This is a genomic window from Priestia iocasae, from assembly GCF_016909075.1.
GTDB lineage: Bacteria > Bacillota > Bacilli > Bacillales > Bacillaceae_H > Priestia > Priestia iocasae.
This window is the reverse complement of record NZ_JAFBFC010000002.1, coordinates 323477-344677: the sequence shown is the minus strand read 5'-3', so window position 1 is coordinate 344677 and position 21201 is coordinate 323477. Positions and strand designations below refer to the sequence as shown.

The window sequence follows — 21201 nt, the reverse complement described above, 5'->3', positions numbered from 1 at the left end:
GTATAGATGGGGGATAGGGTGAAGAAGATGAAATTTGCTATTACGTCAAAAGGTGATCATGTCTCAAATACATTAATGCAGAAAATGAGAACGTATTTGTTAGATTTTCAGTTAGAGTACGATGAACATCAGCCAGATATCGTCGTATCAGTAGGTGGAGATGGTACGCTTTTATACGCTTTTCACCGCTACCGAAATCGATTAGATAAAACAGCTTTTGTTGGGGTACATACAGGTCATCTAGGTTTTTATGCTGATTGGACTCCTGATGAAATTGAAAAGCTTGTCATCGCCATTGCAAAAACACCATATCAAACAGTGGAATACCCTCTATTAGAAGTGACCATTCGTTACATTAATGGTGGAAGAGAAGCTCGCTATTTAGCTTTAAATGAATGTACAGTAAAAAGTGTGGAAGGTTCACTTGTAATGGATGTAGAAATCAAAGGGCAGCTTTTTGAAACGTTTAGAGGTGATGGGCTATGCATCTCAACGCCATCAGGCAGTACAGCGTACAATAAATCATTAGGTGGGGCTATTTTACACCCATCTTTAGATGCCATTCAAATTGCCGAAATGGCTTCAATTAATAATCGTGTGTTTCGAACAATTGGCTCGCCACTTATTTTACCTGCGCATCACACGGCGATGCTAAAGCCTGTTAATGATGTTGATTTCCAGATTACGATTGATCATCTCACACTTTTACATAAAGATGTCAAATCCATTCAGTGTCGAGCGGCAGATGAGAAAATTCGTTTTGCCCGTTTCCGTGCTTTTCCGTTTTGGCAACGTGTACGTGATTCATTTGTGTGTGACTAAGAAAGAAATAGGAAGGATTCATCATGGCACGTTTATTCACATTAACATGGAAAATCTCTCAGGCGCATCATGGTATGCTACTACGAGACTTCTTAAAAGACCATCACATCTCAAAAACAGCGCTGGTTGATATTAAGTTTAGGGGTGGAGCAATCCAGGTGAATAATAAAGATGTAACTGTGCGATATGTGTTACAGGAAGACGATGATCTATGTGTAGCATTTCCTCCTGAACAGCCAAGCGAAGGATTGAAAAGCACAAACATCCCACTAGACATTGTATATGAAGATGAGTATTTGCTTGTTGTAAATAAGCAAGCTGGTCTACCCAGCATCCCTTCTCGTACTCATTTAAACATGTCATTGAGCAATGCATTGTTATATTATTATGAAACCAATCAGATTGGCTCGACTGTGCATCTCGTCAATCGATTAGACCGTGATACGTCAGGTCTACTTATCGTAGCTAAAAACCGATATGTCCATTATTTATTTTCAAAAGCACAACAAACGCATTCGATTGAACGAACGTATCATGCTCTTGTAGAAGGTAGGCTTGCTTTGAAGTCAGGTACAATCCACGCTTCAATTGGTCGTAAGGATAGCAGTATCATTGAACGAGAAATAAGAGAAGATGGACAGCACGCAGTGACTCATTATACAGTTCTAGAAGAATGTGAACACGCAACCTATGTGTCACTCAAGCTTGAAACGGGAAGAACTCATCAAATTCGAGTTCATATGTCACATCTTGGTCATCCCTTGTTGGGTGATGATTTATACGGTGGAACGTGCAAAGTCATTTATCGACAAGCACTGCATAGTTATCACCTTACATTCTTTCATCCTATTCTACAACAGCGAATGTCATTTACTTCGCCCATTCCTCTTGATATGGAAGAGGCCAAAAAAGCCTTGTCTCTACACGCTTAGAGCAAGGCTTTTTCATCATATTATAGTTCTCGGAATTTTTCTTTTACATAAGGCATAGAAGAAGGGACGGATACAGTTTCTAGCTCTGGATAACGCAAAGCGGTTAATGATCCACCAAACACCGCACCTGTATCAATGTTAAAAGTTTGATTAAGGATGCGAGGTTCTTTTACAGGTGTATGTCCATATACGTTTATTGCTTTTCCTTCATAATGCTTTGCCCAGTCACGTCTAACAGGAGAGCCATCTTCATGCTTTTCACCAGTAATGTCTCCATATAAGACAAATGTTTTTACCTTTTTATCGGTGCGGCCTATATAGTCTGCACGAATACCAGCATGAGACACGACTAATCGATTTTGATCAAGTTGTAAATAAAGAGGAGACATCTCATACAGTTCAATGAATTGATTTTGAATCGTTTGTTGGTTGCTTTTTGAGAGTTCTTCGTATTCAGCCACGGTTGTTTCTAATCCGTGTGTGATTTGTACCTTGTTGCCTAAAAAGTATCGATATAGTTTATTGCAATGATTACCTGGGCAGTAATGGGCCTCTTTTTCTTGGATAACAAGCTTCCATACAACTCGAATGACATCTAAAGAGCGAGGGCCTCGATCGGTTAAGTCCCCAACAAACACTAGTTTTCGTTGTTCAGGATGTTTTGGGACTCCTGTCTCCCATGTATAACCAAGCTTTGTTGTTAGTTCTTTGAATTCTTCAAAGCACCCATGTATGTCACCAATAATGTCAAATTTCATTTTTTCACTCCTATAATTTACTTTCTATCTTTAAAATAACACGATATTTGCACAAACTATTCATAGACAATAAAAATCAATTTTGACAAATTAATATTTATTAGTTGAATTGTAAGCGCATTACGTAATACAGTTAAAAGAGTTTTGTTTTGAGGGGAGGCGGTCTGCTTGAATGAAGTGACAGAGTTAACAAATGAAAAATGGATAAGAGAACAGTTAGTATATGCACTAAACAATAATGATATTGAAACATTTCGTCATGAGTTTCTAGACATGCATACGTATGATCAAGCACAATTTTATGAAGAACTAGATGACATGCAACGCTCTTACCTTTATGAAATTCTGTCTCCAAAAGAAATGGCAGGTATTTTTGAAAATTTAGAAATACCAGAAGAAGATTATCAAACATTATTATCGGAAATGCATCCAACGTTTGCGGCGGATATGTTATCAGAAATGTATGCCGATGATGCAGTTGACGTGTTAAATGAACTTGATAAAGAACAAGTAGCCAGTTACTTAACGATTATGGATGATGAATCGGCTAAAGAGATTAAAGATCTGCTTCACTACGAAGAGTACACGGCTGGCAGTATTATGACAACCGAGTTTGTCGCGATTCATGCCCACCAAACGGTTCATTCTGCTATGCAAATTTTGCGAAAAGAAGCGCCGGAAGCTGAAACCATTTATTATGTGTTTGTGGTAGATGAAGATAAAAAGCTTGTAGGGGTTATTTCATTAAGAGACTTAATTGTAGCAGATGAAGATACGATGATTCATGAAGTGATGAGTGATCGAGTTGTCTCCGTATCAGTTGCCGAGGACCAAGAAGAGGTCGCACGTACGATGCGAGATTATAACTTTTTAGCATTACCGGTTGTTGATTTTCAACATCACTTGTTAGGGATTATTACGGTTGATGATGTTATTGATGTTATCGACGAGGAAGCATCAGATGACTACTCTAAGCTAGCCGGAATCAGTGATGTTGATACTGTTGATAAAACGCCTTTTTCCGCTGCAAAGAAACGTTTACCATGGTTAGTCATCTTGTTATTTTTAGGCATGATGACCGCAAGCTTAATTGGTCAATTTGAAGATACATTAAATCAAGTGGCAATCCTAGCTGTATTTATTCCATTAATTGCAGGAATGGCAGGGAATACAGGTACACAAGCATTAGCTGTAGCAGTAAGAGGATTAGCAACAGGAGAAGTAGCAGAAGAAAGTAAGTGGAAACTGATTGGCCGAGAAGCAGGGACTGGCTTTATTACAGGAGGTTCCTGTGGTGTACTTGTTACACTGATTGTGTATATATGGCAGGGTGACATCTTTCTCGGATTGCTCGTTGGGGTATCCATCTTTGTTACATTGATTGTGGCAACACTAGCTGGATCGTTCGTGCCTCTTTTAATGGACCGTCTAAATATTGATCCAGCCGTTGCATCAGGTCCATTTATTACAACAATTAACGATTTAATCAGTATTTTGATTTATTTTGGTTTAGCAACCATGTTTATGAGTTATTTACAGTAGTAAAATAAATTATCTATATCTCCTGCTAAATGTAGGGCACAGGAAGGAGAGGGGAAAATGGAACATCATGCGTCCGTTACCTCACTAGTTATTGTTATTATCGTAGCATTTTTAACGCCCATTTTATTACATCGGTTTAAGTTAAGGATTATTCCAGTCGTTGTAGCAGAAATTATTATGGGACTCATTATTGGAAAAAGCGGCTTTGATATTGTTGAGCAAGATATGTGGCTAGAGACCCTATCAACATTAGGATTTATCTTTTTAATGTTCTTAAGTGGTCTAGAAATTGATTTCTCTGCATTTGCAGGCAAGCAAAAGAAAGAGAAGCTACCAAGTGGAAAGAACGCTCCGAATGCATTTTTTGCTTCAGTTATTGTGTTTATTGCAATCTTTGCTGTATCGTTACTTTTATCTTATGCATTTGTTTGGGCTGGTTTTATTGAAAATGCGTTCTTAATGACGTTAATTATTTCAACAATCTCACTAGGAGTTGTTGTACCAACGTTAAAAGATGCGCAAATAATGAAAAAGCCGATTGGGCAAATTATTCTCTTGATTGCTGTTGTTGCAGATCTTGTTACAATGGTCTTGTTAGCGGTATTTGTGTCCATATATGATAAATCAGGTGAAGGTAACACATGGTTATTATTGATTCTATTTGCTGTTGGGATTCTGTTTTATTTTGTTGGAAAAAGGTTCAAGCATCGCTCATTTGTTGAAACAATGTCAAAAGGCACAATTCAAATTGACACTCGAGCAGTATTTGCTTTAATTATCATTCTTGTGGGAGTATCAGAATCAATTGGTGCTGAAAATATTTTAGGGGCATTTTTAGCAGGGGTTCTCGTTTCTTTACTCTCACCAAATAAAGATTTAGTTCATAAGATGGATTCGTTTGGATACGGATTTTTAATTCCGATTTTCTTTGTAATGGTCGGAGTGAAATTAGATGTTTGGTCACTGTTTGGTGATAAAAAGGTGTTAATTTTAATGCCGCTTTTATTTATCGCTTTACTACTATCAAAATTAATTCCAATTTTAATTTTACGTGTTTGGTATGATATGAAAACCGTTTTAGCTTCTGGGTTCTTGTTAACATCTACGTTGTCACTTGTGATTGCCGCAGCCACAATTGGTGAAAACATTGGGGTTATTGATTCACAGATGTCAGGCGCATTAATTTTAGTAGCCGTTGTGACATGTATTGTGACACCTGTTTTATTTAGAAAGCTGTTTCCAAAACAAACGAAAACAGAGAAAAAGACCCGCATTCATTTTGTGGGAGCGAATCAGTTCTCTTTACCTGTGACAAGAGAGTTGAATCCTTCCTCCTATGAGTTAACCATTTTTCATCCAAAGCAGGAAAAACTGACAAGTCGTACTTCTGAGTCCATATTTAACATTGTGGAAATTAATGATTATACAGAACAAGACTTACAAGAAGCTGGAGTATTTGATGCTGATATTGTTGTCGTTACAACAGGAGATGAAGAACGAAATGCTCGCGTTGCATTATTTACAAAAGAGCAAGGAGTAGAGCGTGTTATTGCACGTGTAGAAACACCAGATTTAGACATGAAGTTAAAAGAAAACAACATTGATGTGTTTTCGGTTCTTCTCTCTACCAAATCATTGTTAAAAGCATTAATCGAGTCTCCAAGTGTAATGAATATCTTTACAACACAAGAGTCTGGATTATATCAAATCAATATGAAAAATAAAAAATATGATGGCATTGAATTGAGGAGTTTTCCATTTACGGGAGATGTTATTTTCGTTCGTATCTTTAGAGACAAAGACTCAATCGTGCCTCATGGAGATACAGAGCTAATGATAGATGATAAGCTTATTGTGACTGGATCACGTGAGTATGTGAATGAGCTTAAAATGGTATTGGAATACGGAATTAAATAAATGAAAAAGTCACGTACTTATAAGTACGTGACTTTTTTGTGAATTAACGATTGTGCATTTTAGATAATATGATATACTGATATTAATACTAGGTACTAATAACTTGTTATATAAAAGGGTATAGAGAAATCAATAGCGTTTTAATATGTAACCTAATGAAAGTGTAAAAGGAACGTATAAGAAGTTTTTAACGGAATAAAAAAGTTGATTTTACATAAATGGAGGTTTTACGGATGAGAAGTTTGTCTTTAGAAAATCGTACGTTTGTTGTAATGGGTGTAGCAAATAAGAGAAGTATTGCTTGGGGAATCGCACGTTCTCTGCATGAAGCAGGAGCTCGTCTAGTTTTTACATATGCAGGCGAACGTTTGGAAAAGAATGTTCGTGAACTTGCTGATACATTAGATCGTAACGATTCTATTATCTTACCATGTGATGTGACCAACGATGAAGATATTCAAGCATGCTTTAATCAAATTAAAGAAGAAGTTGGGATGATTCATGGACTTGCACACTGCATTGCATTTGCAAAAAGTGAAGATTTAGAAGGTGAATATGTTGATACATCTCGCGATGGCTTTTTATTGGCACACAACATTAGCTCCTATTCACTAGCAGCTGTTTCAAAGGCTGCAAAAGAGTTAATGACAGAAGGTGGAAGCATTGTAACATTAACATACCTTGGTGGAGAGCGTGTTGTTGAGAATTACAATGTAATGGGTGTAGCAAAAGCATCACTTGAAGCTAGTGTAAAATATTTAGCTTCTGATTTAGGAAAACATAATATTCGTGTTAACGCGATATCAGCAGGTCCAATTCGTACATTATCTGCTAAAGGAATAAGTGGATTTAATGCAATCTTAAAAGACATTGAAGAGCGTGCTCCACTTCGTCGAACAACAACACAAGAAGAGGTTGGAGATACAGCTGTTTTCTTATTCAGTGATTTAGCTCGTGGCATTACCGGTGAGAACATTCACGTTGATTCTGGTTTCCACATTATTGGACGTTAATTTACAAGCAACATAATTAAAAAACCTTGCTCTTCCATTACGTACTTTACGAGATGGATGGAGCAAGTTTTTTTGTCTTCCTGTCATTTTAAGAAAAAATGAACAAGTTTTATAAAGGAGAGGCATACATTTAAAAGAAGAATGCTAACTAGTAAAGCAATTGGAGGTATGCTTCCATGAAAAATTCAAAGTCAAGATCAGAAGAAAATGAACCATTAATGTATATTGTTCAACCGACTATTCAGCAAATGAAACGGTCCATGCAATATTACTTTCATTCGCCAGCAGATCAATCCAAAACAGTAGTAAAGGAAATAGAAGAGAAGAGCTTGCCAAAAGAGGAACCATCTTTTTCTTTAATTAAAACGGTTGATGAAAGTGCAAAGAAAGAAGAGGCGCGTAAGCCAAATAAGATGTTTCAAGAAATGAGCATTAAAGAGAAGGCAGCTTTTCTGGCGGGGTTCCCAAAACATATGTCACAGCCAATCTGTGAATTGACCACAAAAATAGATAAATATGTAGGAACAATCGTTGAAGTGAAAGAAGACTATATTGCGTTTATTGCTCCCCCTAAAACAGAAGAACTAAAAATTAAGATTGATAATATAAGAAAAATTTCCATTATAAAAATTTAAAAGAGATGCAAGCTCAGAGCTAACAACAGGGAGCGCTCGATTGTTAGCTTTTTTTTATGAGTGTTACTATGTAAGTAAAGGATGATGAAACAGTGGAGTGGACATGGTTGTATTTAATTTTATTTGTACTAGCTACGTTTCGACTAACGAGATTAATTGTATTTGATAAAATTACGTGGTTTATTCGCCAACCGTTTCACGAAGTAGTTGAAGAATCAAAAGAAGATGGATCAGTTGAAACGTACTTGCATATAAAAGGAAAAGGGCTACGCAAATGGATTGGAGAGTTATTAAGCTGTTATTGGTGTACAGGAATGTGGTGTGCCCTTGCGTTATATTTTAGCTACTTAGCCATTCCTCATCTTGCGTTTCCTCTCATTTCAATTCTTGCCATTGCTGGTTTAGCTGGCATTATTGAGTCATTTATGAAATAGAAAGAAATCGGCCGAAATGAACGTGTGAGCGGCCGATTTCTTTCTGTCTGATCTAGAGGGATATTTACATAGCAGTCATTCAGTGTTTTACTTAACATACGTTTAATGATAGGAAAGAAGGGGATAACAAATGGACCTATATCATTTGATTAGAAAGGGAGCGTATGATCTTCATATGCACACAACAGCTTCAGATGGAGTGTATACACCGTCTGCAGTAGTGCGTAGAATGAGAGACTTAGGTAAGCGGACTATTGCTATTACAGATCATGATACGATGTCAGGAGTAAGAGAAGCACAAGAAGAGGGAGAAAAGCTAGGGATTGTAGTCATTCCAGGAATTGAATTAACTACTTATTACCAAGGGGAACGAATCGATATCTTAGGATATGGATTAACGGAAACAGACGAACTTCGTGATATTCTTCAACAAGTCAGAGATCAGCGTGAAGAGCGTGCGCAATTAATCATGAAGAAATTTCATGAACAAGGCATGCCACTGACCATTGAAGATGTTAGTGAATTTAGTCAAGGAGCTGTTATTGCAAGACCTCATATTGCTAAGGCAGTGGTGGCAAAAGGGTATGTGAAAGATGTAAAAACGGTTTTTGACTTGTATTTAGGTGATGGAAAAGTATGCAACGTGGAAAAATTGATGCTTACGCCGAAGCAAGGAGTAGAGCTCATTCATAAAAGTGGTGGACTAGCAGTGTTAGCTCATCCAGCCGTTATTAAAAATCAACATCTTATAGAAGAGCTTATTGCATATGGTTTTGATGGCATTGAAGTTCATCACCCTCTTCATACTGTTTCTCAAGAAACTGCTTATCGAAAATTAGCTACAACTTACAAGCTTATACCAACAGGTGGATCTGATTTTCATGAATAAAATAAGCCTCTCGTCAATCAATAGCTAATCTATTGATTGACGAGAGGCTTTTAGTTAGAAAAGTTAATCATAATTTTGTTTAAAAACGGAATTCCTTCTTTCCATTCTTTTGTGTATACATAGCCTTCTACCATAAATGAAGAAAGATCTTTAGTTAGTGGGATGCTAATTTGAAATGAATCAAATGATAAAAATGAGTTTGCAGGAATACTCGTTGCTTTAACAGGTGTTAGCCAGTACTCTCCATCACTTCGTACTTTTTCTGTCCAATTTGCAATGCTATACCGCCAATTAGATGGACTTACTTGTAGTTGAAACTCGCTTGCTTTTGCCGCTAGTTCATTTTGTTCCATAATCTTTCCACTTAACTGACCGCTTAAAGGTGGGGAGATTTTTAAACAGATAGTAGGTTCGTGTAAGGAAGCTGTTGTTTGATTTTTGAGCATCGCATTTCCTACAATAATCATTTCGTCGTCTTCTGAGGACGAATTTACAATAGAATAAGTAAAATAACAAACAAAATCGAGCTTAGAAAAGCGCTCTACTGGTTTTTCTATAATCTTTTCAACAGGCTTTTCTACTATTTTTTCAACAATAACTTCCACTGGTTTTTCCACTATTTTTTCAACAATAACTTCCACTGGTTTTTCCACTATTTTTTCAACAATGACTTCTTCTTTTAGTGGTTCACGCCTGGCTAGTTTTTTTTGTAATTGTTCCATAATCATCTGTTGTTCGGTTAGCGCATTTTTAAGAGAATTCACTTCTTGTTCTAATTCTTCTATTTCTGCTTCCTTTTCAGTCGAAAAGAGGGTTTCTGAATGTTTATTTCGCCAAAATAATGTATTTTCTTTTTCGATTTGTAGTAGTCGCTCATACTGTTTTAACTTTTGTTGGGAATGAGACAACTCAGCTTTATAATGAATGAGCTTTTGCTTTAATTGAATGGCTTCTTCTTTAGGTGAGGGAATTTTCTTATCCATCATCATTCTCCTTTCCTATTATCTTATATGTAAACAATGGAAGATGAATGATTGTTTTCCTTGCTCATTATTAGATGAAAAGTTTTATGCAATAAAAATAGAGGAGAAATCTCTCCTCTAGAGTTACCTCTCTTAGCAGTCAGGATCCATACCAGGGAAGATCGTTGGGCATGTTGGAGGCATTGTATTGAGTGAACAAATGTCTGATATAAGCTCAGGACGAGGTCCGACATAACTACCTTCAACTTCAATGTTTACATCCATTACAGAGTATACATTTAAGCAAAAGGTAACATCTAAATCAATTGTTGGTGAAGCATCTGCAAGGTTTGATTCTGAATTATCTTCCATTGAAGTAACTGTACCTTCAACTTCTGTTCCTTCTGGTGCACATAAGAAGAAGGTTTTAATTGTTGAGTAAGAGACTGGTTGAGAAATACCAACTGTACCTAAAGAATCTCTAAGTTCTACACGGTAAGTTCCTTCAACACGAACTCTTACACGTTGTAACAAGATAACTTCTCCGTTTGGTAAAACAGTTGTTACTGTTGGGCGAGTGCCTGTTGCAGATGGGACTTCTGCTACTGAAAATGCTGTAGGGTCGACTAAAATCGCTGTGTCTACTCCTCCATCAACTTCAAGATAGTCAAACGGGTTGTCATCAGATGAGCCAAGTGAATTGCTAAATTCAAAATTTAAAGCACTGATTGCATCGACACCTTCAAATGTTCTGGTTCCTCTAACTGCACGTTGTACCCAGTCATACACTTTAGGTACACGGATGCATAGTCTTTCTACTACATCAAAATTATCATGCATGAATATTTACCTCCTAATCGTAATTGTCCTTTCTTTACGTCATAATCAAGGTATCGGACTAATATATTGTATGAATGACTATTATTTATGTGCCGTGACAAAAGCGGAATTTCTAATAGGTTGTAGGCGCGTCACTTACGAAGAAAGAACATTAAAGTTATTAGCTCATTGATATCATATTCATTGAGGTTCAAAGTGTTATAAAAAAATTTAGTCCACAACCTATACAGCAAATAAGAGTAAAATTGGTTAGTTATGTTTACATATCTTATTCATATATATAGATAAGGTAAGTGGTCTTTCATAAAAGGATGAGTAGAGAACTGGCAATGAAGAAGCCTTATTTGAAAGGAGATAGAAAAGTGAGTGATCAAGTGAAGCTAAAACAATATATTGCTACTTTAAAGTCAGAGCTTGAATTTTATAAGGAAAAATATGCGGAGCGTCAAAAAGAACAAGTTGAAACTGAAGATTTAGAAGAAAAAATGGTTGAGATGCATAAAAAGTATGAAAAAGAGAAGAAAGCTTTATTAGAACAGATTGAAGTATTAAAAGCTTTTATTAATGATATCTCTACAACAAAGGAAGAACCGAAATCAGAAGCAGTTGTAAAAAAGGAAGAAGAGGCAGTTGTACAAAAGGAAGAAGAAACAGTTGTAAAAAAGGAAGAAGAAACAGAGCAGTTAAAGAAAGAAGTTCAACAATTAACAGAGCAGCTTCAAAAAGTCCAAGTGAACAAACAACCTGAACCAAGAGATTGGTTCCAAAGAGTGATATCAGAGCAGAATAAAGGCACAAACGGTAGGAAAAGACAAATAAATGAAACAACTTTTCGGTCTATTCAACAAAAAATGGACAAATAATACAGAACTTCTCTTTTGTTTCCGAATATGATGCCATAGAGCAGGTGAAACGCACTAATCAAAGGGGGGATATAGTGATGTATTATGGATATAACGGCAATCAAAAGCTCCCTGTTACAAAAAACGCTCATCAGATGAAGCAAGTAAGTCAATCACCTAAAATATACTCGTATCCATCTTATCAACCAGTGCAAAAAAGTAGCTGTGGCTGTGGATCTAAGCTTCCAAAACGATGATAGGAAATTATACAAAAAGAAAAAAGCGCCTCATTTAAGAGGCGTTTTTTCTTTTCGTTTCATATTTTCGTACGTAATGTCAAAACCTAATATAAAATCAAAAGCGAAAGGGTCGAAAAGAGTGATTAGTAAGCAAGTAAAAGAATGTGCAGTTCTATTAAAACAAATAGAAGCGATGATTGAGCAATTTACTGCCCAATCACAAGATGAAGAAATGAAAATGACATTTACTCAAGCTTCTAAAGACACGGGTCGTTTACTAAAACAAGTCAGTGAACATATGAGGGAACTTGAACAAAAAAATTAACTTTATTTGTAGTAGGAAGGAATTAGAAACATGCCTGAATGGACACAAATTGCAATTCGTTCCGTTTCAATTATTATTGGGTTATTTATTATTACTAAGCTTCTTGGTAAAAAGCAATTATCGAAGCTGTCCTTTTTTGAATACATAGTAGGAATAACTGTAGGTGACATTGCAGGTACATTATCAATGGACTATGACCTTGATATATCGAATGGAGTAACGAGTATTCTCATTTGGACACTTACACCTCTTTTAATTGGAAAAATATCCTTGAAAAACAAAACATTTCGCAACTTTGTAGAGGGGAATTCAACAGTTTTTATTCAAAACGGGAAAGTACTTGAAGAAAATTTAAGCCGAGAAAAATATACAGCAGATGAACTGTTAGAGCAGCTTCGAAAGAAAGATGTATTTAAACTAGCAGATGTTGAGTTTGCAACACTTGAAGCAAATGGAGATTTAAGTGTGTTATTAAAAAAGCCAAAGCAACCCGTAAGAGTAGAAGATTTATTTTCAACGTATGTTAGGGACAAGGAGCCCTATACAGTCATTATGGATGGAATGCCATTAGAGAAATCGATGAAAACATCTGGTTTTACAATCTCGTGGATACAAACACAGCTTGAGCAGAAAGGGTATAGAATGGAAGATGTTTTTCTTGGACAAATTGATTATACAGGGAGAATGTATCTTGATTTGTATGATGATGTCATTCCAGTACATAGTATGGACCAGGATGCCTATTTAGCTGCAACCTTAAAGCGCTGTGAAGCTCAATTAGAATGGCTTGCAATTGTATATCCTGAATACAAGCAGTTATACAATTCCATACAGAAGGACGTTCAAAAAATCACTGACAATATAGTACCTTACCTACGAAAAGTGTAGGAGGTACTTTTTTTTATAGGCTGAATAACATGCATAGAGGTGATAAAGGTGGCTGATTTATTTGATGAGCTCGAAAAGTTCATGGAACGACATATTATTGGTCCTCATGAAGAACGGTTTAAGCGTGTTGAGAAAATAATGGAGGAGAAAAATCGAGAGCTTTCAAGGCAAGGGGAAGAGCTTGAGAAGATGGACATTCATGATCCTTTTGGTCAATGAGTCTATCTTTAAATAAATTCTTTGAAAGCCCATACCAATTAGCATGTACTCACATACTTTATTAAAGAACAAGGACAGAGGGGGTGTAAAGATATGTCATTCGGATACTGCGGATATGGATATGGCGGTTGCGGTTATGGTGGCGGTGGCTACGGCGGTGGCTTCGCTCTTATCGTAGTACTATTCATCTTATTAATCATTGTAGGTTGTGCTTGCTTCTACAACTAATTGAATCCCTTCTAAACAAACATGCAGCACAAAAGAGTACGAGTGGTCTTTCGCTCGTACTTTCCTATTTGTCGTCGTTTTAAAATGAAATTAGGCAAATGTATCACCTAATTTGTTTTTCACACATACGATATTAGTATGAACCGAGGAGGGATAAAGATGGATAATAACCTATTTAAAAATATTGAAAACAAAACAGGCGTCAATATGAAAGATATTTTTGAGTTAGCGAACTCTGTTCAAAATGCGAATTTCCAAGATGAGCAAACGGTTCGTAACATTGTAAAGAGAGTAGCTCAAATTGCAAATAAACCTGTATCACAACAAAAAGAAGATCAAATTGTGAAGGCTATTACAGGAAATAAGCAGTCGTTAGACTTTGGTACAATTGCAAAAATGTTAAACGAAAAAAAATAACAAACTATGTGTGTAAAGGTAAAGTCATAGAAAGAGGTTGAGTGAGAAAAGGAAACAATTCCTTTTTCACTCAACCTCTGCTATTTTCTAAGTGTGAAACTTGCATAAATGGCTTCAAAAAACGTGATGGATATGCAGTCTTTCCGCGACGAGTTTGTGGAATGGATAACGATAATGAATGCTGTGCACGGGTCATTGCTACATATAATAATCGTCGTTCCTCTTCTAAAGGTGAAAAATCTCCATTTCGATAAGATTCTAATGCATAGTCATGCGGAATCCCACCGTCTACACTACTTAATACATATACATGCTTGTATTCGAGCCCTTTTGCACGATGAATGGTTGTCAATTGAACGCTGTCTTGGTATTGCTTGCTTAGTGTTTTGATTTCTTTATTCATCGCTACCATATGTTCTACATGATCAAGTAGTTGTTGAACCGTTGTAAATTTTTTCGCCACGACTTTTAAGTCACGCACATCATCTGAGCCTTTCTCCATTTTATTGCCTTCGTTTCCACGTTTCTTGATAAAATCTTCAAAACCCATATCCTTTGTAATGGTTTCAATGGCAACAAGTGGTTTCATAGACGGAAGAGAACGAAAAAGTGGAGCAACCTTTTTCAGCTTTTTTTGTTGAAAAGGGTGTAAGTTCTCTAAATGTTGAAGTGCTTCAACAAATGAAACATCATGCAAAATGCTAATTGCTTTTAAATCATTTATTGCCGATTGCTTCAAAAACAATGCGCTAACCAAATCAGAAAGAGCATTTGTATCATTAGGATTGATACTTAAACGCAAGAATGAGAGTAAGCTTCTCACGATTCGACGCTGATAAAATGAATCAGCATCTTGTTCAATGGTAAAGGGCAAATGAGATTGCGTAAGACGTTCGAAGACAGCACGAGAAGATGAATGCGTTCTATATAAAATCGCAAAGTCAGAAGGTCGTGCGCCAGATTGAATACGCTCCTTTATGTCATGAACAATCATCGTGGCTTCTTCTTCTTCGTCATAAGGAAAGAAAAAGAGTGGATGAACATCCGTTGTAAATTGTGCCACCATTTTTTTAGGATGGCGCGCTTTGTTCATCGCAATGACTTTATTGGCTGATGCAACGATTGGATGTGATGAACGATAATTTTGATTTAATGTAATGATTTTGGTGTTTGGAAAATCACGTTCAAAGTTTAAGATGAACGAAGGATCGCTGCCTCGAAAAGCATAAATTGATTGATCATCATCGCCAACGACACAAATATTTTTTGACTTCGCGCTTAACATTTTCATAATTTCATATTGCACTTTGTTAATGTCTTGAAACTCATCAATTAAAAAATAGCTCAGACGTTCTTGATAACGCTCTAAAAGAGCAGGGTTATTCTTTAGCAACTCATAACATCCATAGAGCATGTCATCAAAGTCAAACAGCTGTCGTTGTCTCTTCGTCGTTTCATAATGCTTGTATAGGTGATGAGCACGTTCTTCCCACTGATCAACAGGACGAATATCTCTTACATCCATTAACGTGTTTTTCCAGTAGCTAATTTGCTGTATAGCTTGATCAAATGGAAATTCTTTCTCATCCAATTGAAGCTGTCTAGCGCCTTCTTTAATGATTTGTTCTTTCTGCCAATCCCACTTTAAAAGGTGATCCATTTTCCATTTATCAGGATCATGATGAACAACCATTCGATAAAAGATACTATGAAACGTTCCCATTACTAAGCGATGTATATGTTGACGAGTCATAGATGGATACGAAGCGAGGCGCTCTTTCATTTCGTTTGCAGCTTTAGACGTAAACGTTACAACCATAATGGACTGAGGTGCAATCTTCTTTTCTTGAATCATAAATGCTGTTCGTGCTGTTAAGACGCGTGTTTTCCCACTTCCTGCTCCAGCCAATGTTAGTAAAGGTCCATCGATATGTGTAACAGCTTCCCATTGACTCTGATCTAAATGAATATTTTGAGAAGCTAACGTGTCATAGTAAGAATACGAAGCGTTTATAGCAAGTGTGTCTTCTCCTTTATAAACTGGAATTTGATTAAATATAATCGGTGAAGACCACGTAGTATCGAGCTGCTTTGATGCTGTGATGGTTCTACCTGTTGGTAGACGAAAACCATTTCGCTCGACATGTTCCACTTTAGCAGTTTCTTTCTTTTTAGGAGACGAATGAACTGCCGTTATACACTCATGTCGTTCGTGTGGAGTATGAGTGTGAAAAAAATAAGGCGTTTCCTGAATCCCTAAGTAAAGTTTAACCGCTTCACTACAGTGTTGACACGTCACTTCACCTCTGAGACTCGCTTCATAAATTGATTGGTATCGCTCTCTAGAGAGGTGACGAAGATGAAGTGGCTTTCCTTGATAAATTGAAACCTCCATGAAAGCAATCCTCCTTGCTGTTAATGATGAGCAACTAAAATAAACGTACATTTTTTTATTGAACAGTCAAAAACTATCATAACAAAACGTACTTTATAGTAAAAGGCTTATATACATTTAAGCACTGATTAATGGTGTTATCTTTTTCTGAAAAAGGGTATAGATTGAATAAAGGGGGAAGCATAATGGGTTATGTGTTACCGATTCAAAATTATCAGTCTATGCAGTATGCAAACCGTACGATTGGAACGAAACATCAGTACCATCAAGTAGAAAAAACGTTAAAAATGTCAATTGATTCAAAATTAAAGCAGCCAACACATCATTCACCTTTCCATCAAAGTAGTGAAAAACCTAAAAAGAAAGTACTCCCTGTTCGAAACGTTTATGGAAAGTCCAAATCTGAAGAAATAGTTGTTGATTTAACTGGAAAAGGACGATTAATTAATGAGATCGTTTAAACTTCATAAGGTAAGATGATATAATGGGAGAAAAAGGAGATTGTATATTTGGAATTAACTAAAATTTCAGAAAATAATTATTACTTTTCTAGTTCAATTAACGTAGGCTATGTGCATGAAGGACAGAGTGGATTATTAATTGATGCTGGTTTGGATGCGCAAGCAATGAAAAAAATCATCAAACAGTTAAAAGAAAATAACCTCCCCCTGACTCATTTGTTTATCACTCATGCGCATGCAGATCATTATGGGGGAGCAGCATTTCTACAAAAACAACAATCTGTCTATACAATTGCTCCAAAATTTGAAGAGGCCATCCTACGTTATCCATTGCTAGAGCCTCTTTACTTGTTTCAAGGAACAAAGCCATTAAAAACAATGCGTACAAAGTTTTTAGAGGGAGCCCCCATTACAATTGATGAAGTGGTTGAAGAAGGCCAGGTGAGATGTGGAGAGATTCAACTAACATGTCTTGCTTTTCCTGGACATAGTGAGTACCAACTCGGAGTGATAAGTAACGGCTATTTATATGCGGCTGATTCGTACTTTGGTATGGAAGCATTACATAAGCATAAAATTCCGTATGTAGTAGACGTGGATGACACACTGAAATCTCTTCAAAGATTACTGCAGCTTTCATGTAAAGGGGCGGTTCCAGGTCATGGAGCATTTGAGGAAACATTTTATCAAACCGTTGCAGCTAACATCATCTATCATGAACATATTTTAAAAGAGATGGAAGAACTGCTTACTCGTCATGATGAAGGTCTAAGTCAAGAAGAACTCATTTATCATATGTGTGAATTCTATGAGATTGAAGTTTCTACCATTGCTAGCTGGATGCTATTTCGAACAGCTATCACGGCTTATGCAACAAAGCTTGTAAAAGATGAAAAGGCGACCTTTCTTGTTAAAAAAGCAGCACTTTGGATTCAAAGTACTTAATATTTTTCAACATATAAAGGCTCGCCTTCTTTCCATTCAGCATACAGAACTTGTGAGTAATCATTAATATTATGAGTAGCTAATTGTTGCTCTAGCCATGTTTCGTTTAGTTCGGCTTGTTTGAGATTATCGCTTACTAGTCTTCCATCACTAATCAGTGTAAGAGCAAGCATATCTTCTTTGCCTTGCATATTAAAATCGACTTTTGTAGGATTTTCATAGTCTGACTTTCTGATCACGCTCAATGTACCATTTGTTTCTAAAATGGCATATTGCACTTCCTTTATAGAAAATATATCTTTAGAGCGTAGCATATGTAAAAGTTGATCAATATCAAGACGATTCTTTCTTAATTCTTTGTAAGAGAGTTTGCCTTGCTTAATAATGATAGAGGGCTGACCTTCTAGAAACAAGCGAAGTCGAATGTTCTTCTGTGTAATAAACTCTGTAACATAAATGAGCAATCCCCAGCACGTAACGGCGAATAAAATGTCTGCGATGCCAATTTCCCTAGAGTAAAGAGCATTTCCAACTAGTTCACCAAGAACGAGAGCGGAAATAAAATCAAACGTTGTGATTTGTGTGATGGTCATTTTACCAAGAAACTTAGTTAAGATAAATAAACTAAGAAAGCCAACAACAATCTCAACAGCAATCCGAGCAAAGTCCATTTCTTCTCACCTAAAGTTTTGTCGTTACAAGTAGTATGAGCGTTTCCTCTTTTTTTATCCGTCTTTAAAGTAGCAGACAAAAGGACATTTTCAGAGGGATAAAAAGATTAAAATGGATAGTAGCTATTTTTCATTACCTATTGAGAGAGGGGAGGCAAACAAATAAAAAGAGGCGTTAAAAGGCCATCTGCCTTTTTTAACACCTCTTAGTCGTATATTTATAGTGATCTTACCATTGTAACGTGAGGAATACCGGCATCAAGAAATTCACCTGAAACCGTTTCGTATCCAAGTTTTTGATAAAAGCCCTCGGCTTGTGTTTGTGCGTTTAATTTTAATTTATGCACATCGTGTGCCGAAGCAACTTGTTCCATATAAAGCATGATTTGCTTTCCTACACCATACTTACGGTGTGATGAAAGAACACAAATGCGTTCTACTTTTCCATAGCCATCTACGACTCGGAAGCGCCCAGCTCCTACAGGTTGGTCTTGATCATAAACGACAATGTGAGCAGCCTCATCTTCGTGTTGATCAATTTCCTCTTCAATCGGAACGTTCTGTTCGTCAACAAATACTTGCTTTCGAACAGCATAAGCGTCGTTGCGTTGTTTCTCGTTGTCAGCAATTAGTATGTTCAATATTCTTATTCCTTTCCAAAACGAAATGTTTCAAAGACTGTCCATGTTTCATTTTCAAGTTGATAGAGAAGGTGAAAACGATCTACTTCTTCTTCGTGAGCAACATCAACTAATTTTAATTGGCTGTACACATCAAGATGTTCATCGTCAGAAAGCTTTTGACCAATTGTAATATGTGGAACGAAAGCATATTCTGTCTCCTGTGATAATGCCCCAGTATGAAGGTTATCATACAGCTCGTGCAAAGCATTGTTTCGATCTACTTTTAAGTAAAGAACATTATTAACAGGCGAAAAAGAACTCACTCTTGTCACTTGTAATGTAAACGGAGTTGTACGGTTTGCTACGTCACGTAATGCCTTTACTACCTCTTGGATTTCATCTTCAGAAGCTTCAAATGCTTCTTTTACAGTTAAATGAGGTGCAATTAATGCATAGTTAGGATCGTAGCGTTTACGATATGAATTTGCTACATCTTGAAGTTGTTTTGATGGAAAAAGGACAACGCCGAATTTCATAATAAGTTCCCTCCTCAAATAGGTCATGCTCAATCATATGTATAAAATGGATATATGAATTGAGCTCATTATATCAAATTTTCAAAAAATAAATCCACACTGAAAAGGAAATATAGGTAAAAAAACACCTATTTCTTAGTATAAGTAAAGAATATTGAACGTTATAGCGAGTAGAAAAGAACGTATAGAGTTTAAGCTGACGTTTTAAAGCATCGTTTCTAAAGCTCGTTTCATGTCTTTTTGCCAGTACTTCCATGTGTGGTCCCCATCAAACTCATCATAGAAAACATGATAGCCTTTATCAGCCATTTGTTCATGAAGCTCGCGGTTTGGTGTTAAAAAGTCGAGTACGCCATCTTTTGTTGTTTTGACAGCTGTTTCTTGTGTACCGATAATGTGATAAAGATCTAACAGTGAAGTATCTTTAAACGCATCTACAGCTTTTCGTACAGTCTCATTTACAAAAGGAGAATGCATAATCACATTGCCGAACGTGTGGGGATAGGATAAGGCAGCCATTAGTGAGACCGTCGCCCCTAATGAATCCCCAATGAGTGTGCGTGTTTTCCCCATTTGATAGGTGGGATACTTTTGATCTAAATATGGAACAAGCTCATGTGCTAAAAAGCGGATGTAGGCTTCTTGCTGATGGCCTTCAGGGTGATATTTATCACGACGATCATTCACATCCGTGTATGGAATGCCAACAAAAATGGTGCGATCAATTTTTGAGTCACTCATTAGTTCATCAATTACCTTTGGTGTTCGGCCATACATGACATAGTCTCGACCATCCTGCGCAATTAATAAAGTGTACTTATAAAGCGGTGAAAAGTTTGCAGGAAGGTAGATTAAGAGTGTAATAGTTTGCTGTAATGATTCACTGTAGAGAGATACCTCTTCTAATTTCTGTTTACTTTCTTGCATGTTTATCGACTCCGATTAATAAGAATAATGAAAGCGTTGTCTTTATTGTACCATATGTAGCAGTAAAGTTTATGAATATTGACTCGATTTCGGTGAAAACAGTTGGAAATTCCTACGTTTTGTGTCATCCTAAAAGTAGAAGTTACTTTTGAAAGGGGAGAGCGAGTTGAAAGAGAGAAACTTTGTACCATCACATGAAGTAACAAAAGCAACATTATCCCTATTAGAAGAACGCGGTGTAACAATATTTGATATTGCGGAAATTGTCTATGACATGCAATTACCTTACAATCCAAATCTAACACTTCAAGAATGTGCAGATAGTGTTGAAAGAGTTCTACAAAAGCGCGAAATTCAACACGCCTTACTTGTTGGTATTGAATTAGACAAGCTTGCTGAACAAAAGAAATTATCTGAGCCACTTCAAACGATTGTTGAGCAAGATGAAGGCTTATTTGGTGTAGATGAAACAATCGCCCTTGGTGCTGTTTTAACATATGGAAGTATTGCCGTAACAACATTTGGTCATCTAGATAAAGTAAAAGTAGGCATTATTGAAAAACTAGATACAAAGAAAAATGGAGGCGTTCATACGTTTTTAGATGATTTAGTTGCTAGTGTTGCAGCGAGTGCAGCTAGTCGTCTAGCTCATCGTCAGCGTGATGATTTAGAACGCGAACAAGCCGAAACGACTAACTAAAAAAGCTTGACTCTATCGTCACATGACGGTTGAGTCAAGCT

26 protein-coding genes are annotated in these 21201 nt (G+C 36.6%); 18 read left to right on the top strand and 8 right to left on the bottom strand.

All coding sequences use genetic code 11. The annotated features are described in order from the left end of the window. Nucleotides 1-27 precede the first annotated feature (27 nt). Nucleotides 28-822: an NAD kinase gene (locus tag JOC83_RS06845; protein ID WP_205186043.1), complete on the top strand. Its 795-nt coding sequence runs from the start codon at nucleotides 28-30 to the stop codon at nucleotides 820-822. Nucleotides 823-845: 23 nt separating this feature from the next. Next, on the top strand, nucleotides 846-1754 hold the full coding sequence (locus JOC83_RS06840; protein ID WP_205185673.1) for an RluA family pseudouridine synthase: 909 nt from the start codon (nucleotides 846-848) through the stop codon (nucleotides 1752-1754). A gap of 20 nt (nucleotides 1755-1774) precedes the next feature. Here JOC83_RS06840 and prpE read toward each other — a convergent pair whose 3' ends face one another. Beyond that, a complete protein-coding gene (prpE, locus tag JOC83_RS06835; protein WP_205185671.1) occupies nucleotides 1775-2512 on the bottom strand; it encodes a bis(5'-nucleosyl)-tetraphosphatase PrpE in 738 nt (245 codons plus the stop codon). A gap of 204 nt (nucleotides 2513-2716) precedes the next feature. Between prpE and mgtE the strand changes: the two genes are divergently transcribed. The 6 genes from mgtE (at nucleotide 2717) to JOC83_RS06805 (ending at nucleotide 8942) form a co-directional block, all read left to right on the top strand. After that, the gene (mgtE, locus tag JOC83_RS06830; protein ID WP_378913303.1) at nucleotides 2717-4054 is read left to right on the top strand and encodes a magnesium transporter; all 1338 of its coding nucleotides are present in this window, start codon (nucleotides 2717-2719) and stop codon (nucleotides 4052-4054) included. Between the two features lie 57 nt (nucleotides 4055-4111). Then, nucleotides 4112-5971: a monovalent cation:proton antiporter family protein gene (locus JOC83_RS06825; RefSeq protein ID WP_205185667.1), complete on the top strand. Its 1860-nt coding sequence runs from the start codon at nucleotides 4112-4114 to the stop codon at nucleotides 5969-5971. A gap of 233 nt (nucleotides 5972-6204) precedes the next feature. Next, nucleotides 6205-6984 (top strand): enoyl-ACP reductase FabI, encoded by a 780-nt coding sequence (gene fabI, locus JOC83_RS06820; RefSeq protein ID WP_205185666.1) that lies wholly within the window; start codon nucleotides 6205-6207, stop codon nucleotides 6982-6984. A 176-nt stretch (nucleotides 6985-7160) separates the two neighbouring features. Continuing rightward, a complete protein-coding gene (locus JOC83_RS06815; protein WP_205185664.1) occupies nucleotides 7161-7619 on the top strand; it encodes a CotO family spore coat protein in 459 nt (152 codons plus the stop codon). Nucleotides 7620-7711: 92 nt separating this feature from the next. After that, on the top strand, nucleotides 7712-8053 hold the full coding sequence (locus tag JOC83_RS06810; RefSeq protein ID WP_205185662.1) for a DUF1360 domain-containing protein: 342 nt from the start codon (nucleotides 7712-7714) through the stop codon (nucleotides 8051-8053). A gap of 130 nt (nucleotides 8054-8183) precedes the next feature. Next, on the top strand, nucleotides 8184-8942 hold the full coding sequence (locus JOC83_RS06805) for a PHP domain-containing protein (protein ID WP_205185660.1): 759 nt from the start codon (nucleotides 8184-8186) through the stop codon (nucleotides 8940-8942). 50 nt (nucleotides 8943-8992) lie between these two features. On the opposite strand, the gene JOC83_RS06800 is transcribed toward JOC83_RS06805, so the two are convergent. Together JOC83_RS06800 and JOC83_RS06795 are read right to left on the bottom strand one after the other, a co-directional pair. Continuing rightward, nucleotides 8993-9925 carry an IMCp domain-containing protein gene (locus JOC83_RS06800; RefSeq protein WP_205185658.1) on the bottom strand — a complete coding sequence of 311 codons (933 nt, stop codon included), beginning with the start codon at nucleotides 9923-9925 and terminating at the stop codon, nucleotides 8993-8995. A 132-nt stretch (nucleotides 9926-10057) separates the two neighbouring features. Further along, nucleotides 10058-10744, bottom strand: coding sequence for a BMQ_0737 family morphogenetic spore coat protein (locus JOC83_RS06795; protein ID WP_205185656.1), 687 nt, complete (start codon nucleotides 10742-10744; stop codon nucleotides 10058-10060). A 362-nt stretch (nucleotides 10745-11106) separates the two neighbouring features. Between JOC83_RS06795 and JOC83_RS06790 the strand changes: the two genes are divergently transcribed. From JOC83_RS06790 to spoVIF, 7 genes are all read left to right on the top strand, one after another. After that, entirely contained in the window at nucleotides 11107-11607 is a 501-nt protein-coding gene (locus tag JOC83_RS06790; RefSeq protein ID WP_205185655.1) for a hypothetical protein, read from the top strand. A gap of 74 nt (nucleotides 11608-11681) precedes the next feature. Then, the gene (locus JOC83_RS06785; RefSeq protein ID WP_205186077.1) at nucleotides 11682-11843 is read left to right on the top strand and encodes a hypothetical protein; all 162 of its coding nucleotides are present in this window, start codon (nucleotides 11682-11684) and stop codon (nucleotides 11841-11843) included. Nucleotides 11844-11964: 121 nt separating this feature from the next. Beyond that, complete coding sequence (locus tag JOC83_RS06780) at nucleotides 11965-12150, top strand: DUF1657 domain-containing protein (protein WP_205185654.1); 186 nt, start codon at nucleotides 11965-11967, stop codon at nucleotides 12148-12150. Nucleotides 12151-12180: 30 nt separating this feature from the next. After that, nucleotides 12181-13038: a DUF421 domain-containing protein gene (locus JOC83_RS06775; protein ID WP_205185653.1), complete on the top strand. Its 858-nt coding sequence runs from the start codon at nucleotides 12181-12183 to the stop codon at nucleotides 13036-13038. A 48-nt stretch (nucleotides 13039-13086) separates the two neighbouring features. Beyond that, the gene (locus JOC83_RS06770) at nucleotides 13087-13257 is read left to right on the top strand and encodes a hypothetical protein (protein WP_205185652.1); all 171 of its coding nucleotides are present in this window, start codon (nucleotides 13087-13089) and stop codon (nucleotides 13255-13257) included. Nucleotides 13258-13350: 93 nt separating this feature from the next. Next, nucleotides 13351-13485, top strand: a complete 135-nt coding sequence (locus tag JOC83_RS06765) for a YjcZ family sporulation protein (protein ID WP_205185651.1) — start codon at nucleotides 13351-13353, stop codon at nucleotides 13483-13485. 159 nt (nucleotides 13486-13644) lie between these two features. Then, on the top strand, nucleotides 13645-13902 hold the full coding sequence (gene spoVIF, locus JOC83_RS06760) for a sporulation-specific transcription regulator SpoVIF (RefSeq protein WP_205185648.1): 258 nt from the start codon (nucleotides 13645-13647) through the stop codon (nucleotides 13900-13902). A gap of 70 nt (nucleotides 13903-13972) precedes the next feature. Here the strand turns inward: spoVIF and JOC83_RS06755 are convergent, their stop codons facing one another. Next, the gene (locus JOC83_RS06755; RefSeq protein ID WP_205185647.1) at nucleotides 13973-16297 is read right to left on the bottom strand and encodes an ATP-dependent helicase; all 2325 of its coding nucleotides are present in this window, start codon (nucleotides 16295-16297) and stop codon (nucleotides 13973-13975) included. Between the two features lie 185 nt (nucleotides 16298-16482). On the opposite strand from JOC83_RS06755, the gene JOC83_RS06750 reads away from it, so the two are divergent. Then, complete coding sequence (locus tag JOC83_RS06750) at nucleotides 16483-16758, top strand: hypothetical protein (RefSeq protein WP_205185646.1); 276 nt, start codon at nucleotides 16483-16485, stop codon at nucleotides 16756-16758. Between the two features lie 48 nt (nucleotides 16759-16806). After that, complete coding sequence (locus JOC83_RS06745) at nucleotides 16807-17703, top strand: MBL fold metallo-hydrolase (protein ID WP_205185645.1); 897 nt, start codon at nucleotides 16807-16809, stop codon at nucleotides 17701-17703. On the opposite strand, the gene JOC83_RS06740 is transcribed toward JOC83_RS06745, so the two are convergent. From JOC83_RS06740 to JOC83_RS06725, 4 genes are all read right to left on the bottom strand, one after another. After that, on the bottom strand, nucleotides 17700-18374 hold the full coding sequence (locus tag JOC83_RS06740; RefSeq protein ID WP_205185643.1) for a DUF421 domain-containing protein: 675 nt from the start codon (nucleotides 18372-18374) through the stop codon (nucleotides 17700-17702). The two genes, JOC83_RS06745 and JOC83_RS06740, sit on opposite strands and share 4 nt — an antisense overlap. A 218-nt stretch (nucleotides 18375-18592) precedes the next feature. Next, the gene (locus JOC83_RS06735; protein ID WP_205185641.1) at nucleotides 18593-19015 is read right to left on the bottom strand and encodes a GNAT family N-acetyltransferase; all 423 of its coding nucleotides are present in this window, start codon (nucleotides 19013-19015) and stop codon (nucleotides 18593-18595) included. 5 nt (nucleotides 19016-19020) lie between these two features. Further along, nucleotides 19021-19533: a YjcG family protein gene (locus tag JOC83_RS06730; protein ID WP_205185639.1), complete on the bottom strand. Its 513-nt coding sequence runs from the start codon at nucleotides 19531-19533 to the stop codon at nucleotides 19021-19023. Between the two features lie 204 nt (nucleotides 19534-19737). Next, the gene (locus JOC83_RS06725; RefSeq protein ID WP_205185637.1) at nucleotides 19738-20460 is read right to left on the bottom strand and encodes an alpha/beta hydrolase; all 723 of its coding nucleotides are present in this window, start codon (nucleotides 20458-20460) and stop codon (nucleotides 19738-19740) included. A gap of 166 nt (nucleotides 20461-20626) precedes the next feature. Here JOC83_RS06725 and JOC83_RS06720 point away from each other — a divergent pair, with 166 nt between their 5' ends. After that, nucleotides 20627-21160 (top strand): phosphatidylglycerophosphatase A family protein, encoded by a 534-nt coding sequence (locus JOC83_RS06720; RefSeq protein ID WP_205185636.1) that lies wholly within the window; start codon nucleotides 20627-20629, stop codon nucleotides 21158-21160. Nucleotides 21161-21201: the final 41 nt, after the last annotated feature.

Bases quoted from the DNA above. Each gene is read 5' to 3' on its own strand.
- JOC83_RS06730 (WP_205185639.1), bottom strand. From the start codon at position 19,533: ATGAAATTCGGCGTTGTCCTTTTTCCATCAAAACAACTTCAAGATGTA.
- JOC83_RS06775 (WP_205185653.1), top strand. From the start codon at position 12,181: ATGCCTGAATGGACACAAATTGCAATTCGTTCCGTTTCAATTATTATT.
- fabI (WP_205185666.1), top strand. From the start codon at position 6,205: ATGAGAAGTTTGTCTTTAGAAAATCGTACGTTTGTTGTAATGGGTGTA.
- JOC83_RS06815 (WP_205185664.1), top strand. From the start codon at position 7,161: ATGAAAAATTCAAAGTCAAGATCAGAAGAAAATGAACCATTAATGTAT.
- JOC83_RS06845 (WP_205186043.1), top strand. From the start codon at position 28: ATGAAATTTGCTATTACGTCAAAAGGTGATCATGTCTCAAATACATTA.
- JOC83_RS06755 (WP_205185647.1), bottom strand. From the start codon at position 16,297: ATGGAGGTTTCAATTTATCAAGGAAAGCCACTTCATCTTCGTCACCTC.
- JOC83_RS06750 (WP_205185646.1), top strand. From the start codon at position 16,483: ATGGGTTATGTGTTACCGATTCAAAATTATCAGTCTATGCAGTATGCA.
- JOC83_RS06805 (WP_205185660.1), top strand. From the start codon at position 8,184: ATGGACCTATATCATTTGATTAGAAAGGGAGCGTATGATCTTCATATG.
- JOC83_RS06765 (WP_205185651.1), top strand. From the start codon at position 13,351: ATGTCATTCGGATACTGCGGATATGGATATGGCGGTTGCGGTTATGGT.
- JOC83_RS06800 (WP_205185658.1), bottom strand. From the start codon at position 9,925: ATGGATAAGAAAATTCCCTCACCTAAAGAAGAAGCCATTCAATTAAAG.
- JOC83_RS06840 (WP_205185673.1), top strand. From the start codon at position 846: ATGGCACGTTTATTCACATTAACATGGAAAATCTCTCAGGCGCATCAT.
- prpE (WP_205185671.1), bottom strand. From the start codon at position 2,512: ATGAAATTTGACATTATTGGTGACATACATGGGTGCTTTGAAGAATTC.
- JOC83_RS06740 (WP_205185643.1), bottom strand. From the start codon at position 18,374: ATGGACTTTGCTCGGATTGCTGTTGAGATTGTTGTTGGCTTTCTTAGT.
- JOC83_RS06725 (WP_205185637.1), bottom strand. From the start codon at position 20,460: ATGCAAGAAAGTAAACAGAAATTAGAAGAGGTATCTCTCTACAGTGAA.
- spoVIF (WP_205185648.1), top strand. From the start codon at position 13,645: ATGGATAATAACCTATTTAAAAATATTGAAAACAAAACAGGCGTCAAT.
- JOC83_RS06795 (WP_205185656.1), bottom strand. From the start codon at position 10,744: ATGCATGATAATTTTGATGTAGTAGAAAGACTATGCATCCGTGTACCT.
- JOC83_RS06825 (WP_205185667.1), top strand. From the start codon at position 4,112: ATGGAACATCATGCGTCCGTTACCTCACTAGTTATTGTTATTATCGTA.